At 31.6% G+C, this 5,432-nt stretch carries 4 protein-coding genes; all 4 read left to right on the top strand.

What is annotated here, in order from left to right; translation table 11 throughout:
• Nucleotides 1–200: 200 nt before the first annotated feature.
• Genes KO504_RS12850 through KO504_RS12835 form a run of 4 tightly spaced genes read left to right on the top strand, consistent with a single transcriptional unit; the run spans nucleotide 201 to nucleotide 5,175 of the window.
• A complete protein-coding gene (locus KO504_RS12850) occupies nucleotides 201–416 on the top strand; it encodes a helix-turn-helix domain-containing protein (RefSeq protein WP_074674636.1) in 216 nt (71 codons plus the stop codon).
• A 2-nt stretch (nucleotides 417–418) separates the two neighbouring features.
• Nucleotides 419–1,648 (top strand): DNA cytosine methyltransferase, encoded by a 1,230-nt coding sequence (locus KO504_RS12845; protein ID WP_215927506.1) that lies wholly within the window; start codon nucleotides 419–421, stop codon nucleotides 1,646–1,648.
• Nucleotides 1,636–3,789: a sensor histidine kinase gene (locus KO504_RS12840; RefSeq protein ID WP_215927504.1), complete on the top strand. Its 2,154-nt coding sequence runs from the start codon at nucleotides 1,636–1,638 to the stop codon at nucleotides 3,787–3,789. Before KO504_RS12845 ends, KO504_RS12840 begins: the two co-directional genes overlap by 13 nt.
• Before the next feature lie 3 nt (nucleotides 3,790–3,792).
• Nucleotides 3,793–5,175: a hypothetical protein gene (locus KO504_RS12835; protein ID WP_215927502.1), complete on the top strand. Its 1,383-nt coding sequence runs from the start codon at nucleotides 3,793–3,795 to the stop codon at nucleotides 5,173–5,175.
• Nucleotides 5,176–5,432 lie beyond the last annotated feature (257 nt).

The raw sequence follows: 5,432 nt of genomic DNA, 5'->3' as shown, positions 1-5,432 counted from the left end.
CGTTGTAAGCAAGCTGAAAAAAGAGCCAACCGCACGTTCAAGCACATTTCATTTTGCTCGTGCCTCACAAAATAAAAAGAGCTTTCACTACCCCACCACCACCCAAACGGAATCATTACAATTGTAACTTATTTAGATACTTTTGTTTTCTCAATCGAAACTTTTGTTTACTTTTACAAAACAATCTTAACTAGCTAAATATGACTTTTCTTGGTAAGTATCTTACTGATAAATCAATAAACAAGGCAGAAGTCTCTCGAAAGACTGGAATTCGAAAATCTCGTCTGAGCCAGTTAAGTACGAAGGAAAACACCAATCTCAAAGCGGAAGAATTATATCTGATTTCTAAAGCAATAGACTCTGACCCCAATGAGATTCTTGAAAAGATTTACGGACATTTAAAACTGAATAAATAATTATGGACGAATTGAATTTCATAGATTTATTCGCTGGAGCATCAGGAATGTCAGAAGGTTTTATCAGAGCGGGATTAAACCCAATTTCACATATTGAAATGGATAAATACGCGTGCGATTCTATAAGAACTAGAGCCGCTTATCATTATCTTATAAAAAACGAAAAAGAGGAGTATTATATTGATTATTTAAAAGGGAAGATTACAAGAGAAGAACTCTATAATCAGGTGCCCGAAAGAATATTAGACTCTGTTTTGAATATTGAAATTACAGACGATTCTATAAAATCGATATTTTCACAAATCGACAAGACATTAAACGACAGAAAAGTAGATTTAATAATTGGCGGACCGCCTTGTCAGGCATACTCTTTACTTGGTAGGCATCACGAGAACATTGAGAATGACCCAAGAAATAAGTTATATATTCAATATGGTAGATTCTTAAAAAAATATGAACCAAAGGCATTTGTTTTTGAAAATGTACCAGGTCTATTAAGTGCTAACAAAGGACAGCACTTTAGAAACCTCAAGGCTTACTTTAGAAAAATTGGTTATGAGGTTTATCACGACACTTTGAATGCTGCCGATTATGGAGTTTTACAAGCCAGAAAAAGAATAATAATTGTTGGTTGGAAAAAGAATAACGACTATGGTTTTCCTGAAATTAAAAAAATAGCTGAAGAATTTACCGTAAATGATATTTTTAAGGACTTACCAAAATTGAAACCTGGAGACGCTTTAAAGATTGCTAAATACAAAGTTCCAAAGAACGATTACTTACAAAAATTTGAATTAAGAAACGGAGTTGATTTTGTTACTCAGCATATTTCTCGACCACATAATGAGCGAGATTTAAAAATCTACAAAACAGCGATTAAAAAATGGAATAAAAATGAGGAACGTTTAAAGTATCCCGATTTACCTAAAGAATTAAAAACTCATAAAAACGAAACTTCATTTACTGATAGATATAAAGTTGTGAATGGTAATGGAGTTTCTCATACTGTAGTAGCTCATATTGCAAAAGACGGACATTACTATATTCATCCAGATATTAAACAATGTCGTTCAATCTCAGTAAGAGAAGCAGCTAGATTGCAGTCGTTCCCAGATGACTTCTTTTTTGAAGGTTCTCGTTCAGCTGCATTTAAACAGATAGGCAATGCTGTTCCACCGTTAATGGCCAATGCTATTGCAAAATCAATGAAAAAACATTTATGTCAGATATAATCAAAAAAGACGAAGAAGAAAGACCAGTAAGGTTTAAACCTAGAGCCCGTTTACTTCTGCAACTGGGAGACCAACTAATAAAAAACGAAAGCATAGCTTTGGTTGAATTAGTGAAGAATTCTTATGATGCTGACGCAACAAATGTTAACATCTATATGGACAATGTAGATTCGCCAAATGAAGGGGTAATAATCATAGAAGATGATGGATATGGAATGAGCCCTTATGTAGTTGAAAATGTATGGTTAGAACCTGGTAGTGACTTCAAATCACAAAAAATTAAAAATCAAGAGGCTTCACCTAAATTTAATAGATTACCAATTGGAGAAAAAGGTATTGGCAGATTTGGCGTTCACAAACTGGGAAATGTTATTGAAATGACAACAAAGGCTGAAAATGAAAATGAGGTTTTTGTTAAAATAAATTGGACTGATTTCGAAAAATATAAATATTTAGAGGATGTACCAATTACAATTAAAGAGCGACCAAATCCACTTTTGTTTAAAGATGGGAAAACAGGAACTAATATTCTAATTTCCAATTTACGTAAGAATTGGACGAGAGGTATGGCTCGTGAAGTTAAAAGGTCTATAACTGCTTTGGCTTCACCTTTTGAAAAAAACGATTCGTTCAAACCAAGTTTTGGTGTACTAGACAAACCTAATTGGTTTGATGGTTTACTAAATTGGGAAGATGTTAAAGAATTTTCTTTGTTCAATTACAAAGTAACCTTAGAGGGTAGTAAAATAACAAACTTTGAGTACAACTTCACACCTTGGGATACAATGAGCAAACTTCATCCAAGAACAGTTGACCAAACAAATGAATTAATAGACAATTCTATTAACTTAAGATATCCGCCAAAATCTGATAACGAAGGAATTATTAATCTTTCTCAATTCAATATTGGTAAAATAACTTTTGAAGGTTACATTTTTGACCAAGACCCTTTTATCCTGAAATTAGGTGTGTCTGACAAAACTGGTTTTAAAAAATATCTTCGTCAAAATGGTGGTGTTAGAGTTTTTAGAGATGGACTAAGAGTTTATGATTATGGTGAGCCAGAAAATGATTGGCTAGATTTAGACCATAGACGTTTTCAACAACCTGCAAAACGTATCAGTAATAACAACATTCTATCGGCTATTTCATTAGACAGAAAAGAAAGTAGCGGTTTAGTTGAAAAAACAAATCGAGAAGGATTTGTAGAAAACGATGCATACCAAGCTTTGAGAGCATCAATATTACACACTATTGATTTAATTGAAACATTACGATTTCCAGATAAAAAAAAGCTTAAAGAAGTTTATGGACCTACACCAAAATCTTCACCAGTAAAATCTACACTTAGTGAAGCAAAAAAATATGTTGAGGAAAAAGTAAAAGAAACACCTATTCGACAACAAATTATTAAATACTTCAATAAGATTGAATCAGATTTTAATATTTTAAGTGAAAACCTCTTAAAAGCAGCTGGTGCAGGATTAAGTATGTCTGTAATAGTCCACGAGGTAGAAAAAATAATTTATGAAGTTGAAAAGGTTTTAAAAGCAGAGCAAGCATCTGAAAGAGTACTAAAACTTGTCGAGCATCTATCTTCCTTAATTGATGGATATGCAGATATTATTCGAAAATCAAATCAATCAACAGAAAGTATTACTACTATCATTGAACAAGCTTTGTTTAATACAGAATATCGCTTGGAATCTCATAAAATTCAAATAACTAAAGGTTATAAAGAATATAAGGGAACACAAAGAGTAAAAGTTGCTAAAAATTTACTCATTGGAAGTTTAATGAATTTAATAGACAATTCTATTTATTGGCTCGACCAGAAAGCTATTAAAGAAAAAGAGAAGAATGAGCTTTATGAAAAGCGAATATATTTTGATTTAGTTGAAGACGAAAAATTTATAAACTTAATTATTGCAGATAATGGTACTGGATTTCTGATACCGACAGATGACATCACCGAACCATTTGTATCAGCTAAACCAGGTGGTATGGGATTAGGTCTACATATCGCTAATGAAATAATGGAAGCTCAAAAAGGTAGATTATATTTTCCAGAAGAGGGCGAATTTGAACTTCCTAAAGAATTTAATAATGGTGCATCAGTAGTTTTTGCATTTAAAAAATAGAATATGAATATACCTTTAAATGGAAGAATTGCCATTATTGACGATGAAATATCACAGGCAGAACCATTGCTAAAAGCCTTATCCAAAAATCAGATTCCTTATGCGTTTTATAAAGGAAATGATATAAGTTATTTACCTGATGCTGATTCAAGGTTTAATGATATTAGAGTTTTATTTCTTGATATTAACTTAGTAGATGAAAAAGCAACTTTAGATGAGAAGTTAGTAAAAAGCACATTAATAAATGTTTTAAGAAGAGTAATATCACCACAGAATTTTCCGTATGCTTTAATATTTTGGAGTCGCCATCAAAAAGAACACGAAAGTTTAGTTAGGGGTTTATTTGAAAATGAATTAAAGGATAGACAACCAATTAGTATTAGAGGTTTTGTCAAATCAGATTTTTTTCCAAACTTTTCAAGCGAAGAAGCAGAAACTGACATTGACATTATTGAAGAATTAAATAAAATCATTAATTCAGAACTCGCGTATTCATATCTTCTAAATTGGGAAAATCAAGTGCACACTGCATCTGATATAACCTTGCAAGAAATATTCAGCTCATACCATACTTATGAAAACTGGACTGACAATGCAAATCATTTGATTAATAAATTAGGTATTAGTTATTCAGGTAAAGCTTATTTTAAACAAGATTCTGCAGAAAAAATTAAAAGTGCGTATAATTCACTTACATATTTAGCCAATGACACTTTAGAAAAAAGCGTTAATTCTAAGGACATAGAAAACCCAGAAGAATTAACTGTAGAAGATTCAGATAACCCAAAATTTGAATCATTTCATTCTATTAACAAAAAATTGCTTTTTTCTGATGACAATGAACCAATAGAATATCCTGGTTCAGTAATAGAAGACCAGAACACAAAAACAGAAGCAATTTTTCAAGAATTACTTAATAATTCTTTCAGTAGGTCTAAGATTGAAACTGAGTTAACAGAAGAGGAAATTAAAGACAAAACTGAATCTGCAATAAATAAATTAATTAATAAAAAATCTTCTTCTAAACGAAAAGAAATTAGAAGTACTTGGAAAAGAATATATCTAACTGCAACACCTTTGTGCGATTACGTACAGAATAAATATGAATATAACAGATGTGTGAAAGGTATGATAATCAGTTCAGAACATTTGGAATATATTGATACAAAATCAGAAGCAATTTTCATTTCGCCAAAATTTCTATTTGAAGAAGTTAGTTGCGTGATGATATTACACTTTCGATACTTCTTTACAAGCAACAAGGGTGGAAATTTAAAAAATCTAAATCCATTATTTAGGGCAAGACAACAATTACTAGCCGAAATTCAATCAAAATTATCAAGACATATTAGCAGACAAGGAATATTGTTCTTGGATGACAGATAAACTGGATAAGCCAACGCTGAAAGCCATACACATTGCCAAGTCGCTCAAAAGCCCACTGCTAAAGCCAAAACTTGTCAAAGAGTATGTCTTATGCCAACGCTAGCAAGTTTATGGAAAGAAAAGCCAGCTTACAACAATGTATAAAAATAATAGCGGTTTAATCGCTAAAACGAAAGTAAGTAAATATAAAAAAAGGTCTGTGTTTAACTGAAAAGTTAGTGCGTGAAAATCCGCTACTATTCTTATACTAGACCGTT

Origin of the sequence: Winogradskyella psychrotolerans, assembly GCF_018860565.1 — a bacterium.
GTDB lineage: Bacteria > Bacteroidota > Bacteroidia > Flavobacteriales > Flavobacteriaceae > Winogradskyella > Winogradskyella damuponensis.
The sequence above is the reverse complement of the archived record's forward strand: the minus strand, read 5'-3'. Positions and strand labels throughout refer to the sequence as shown.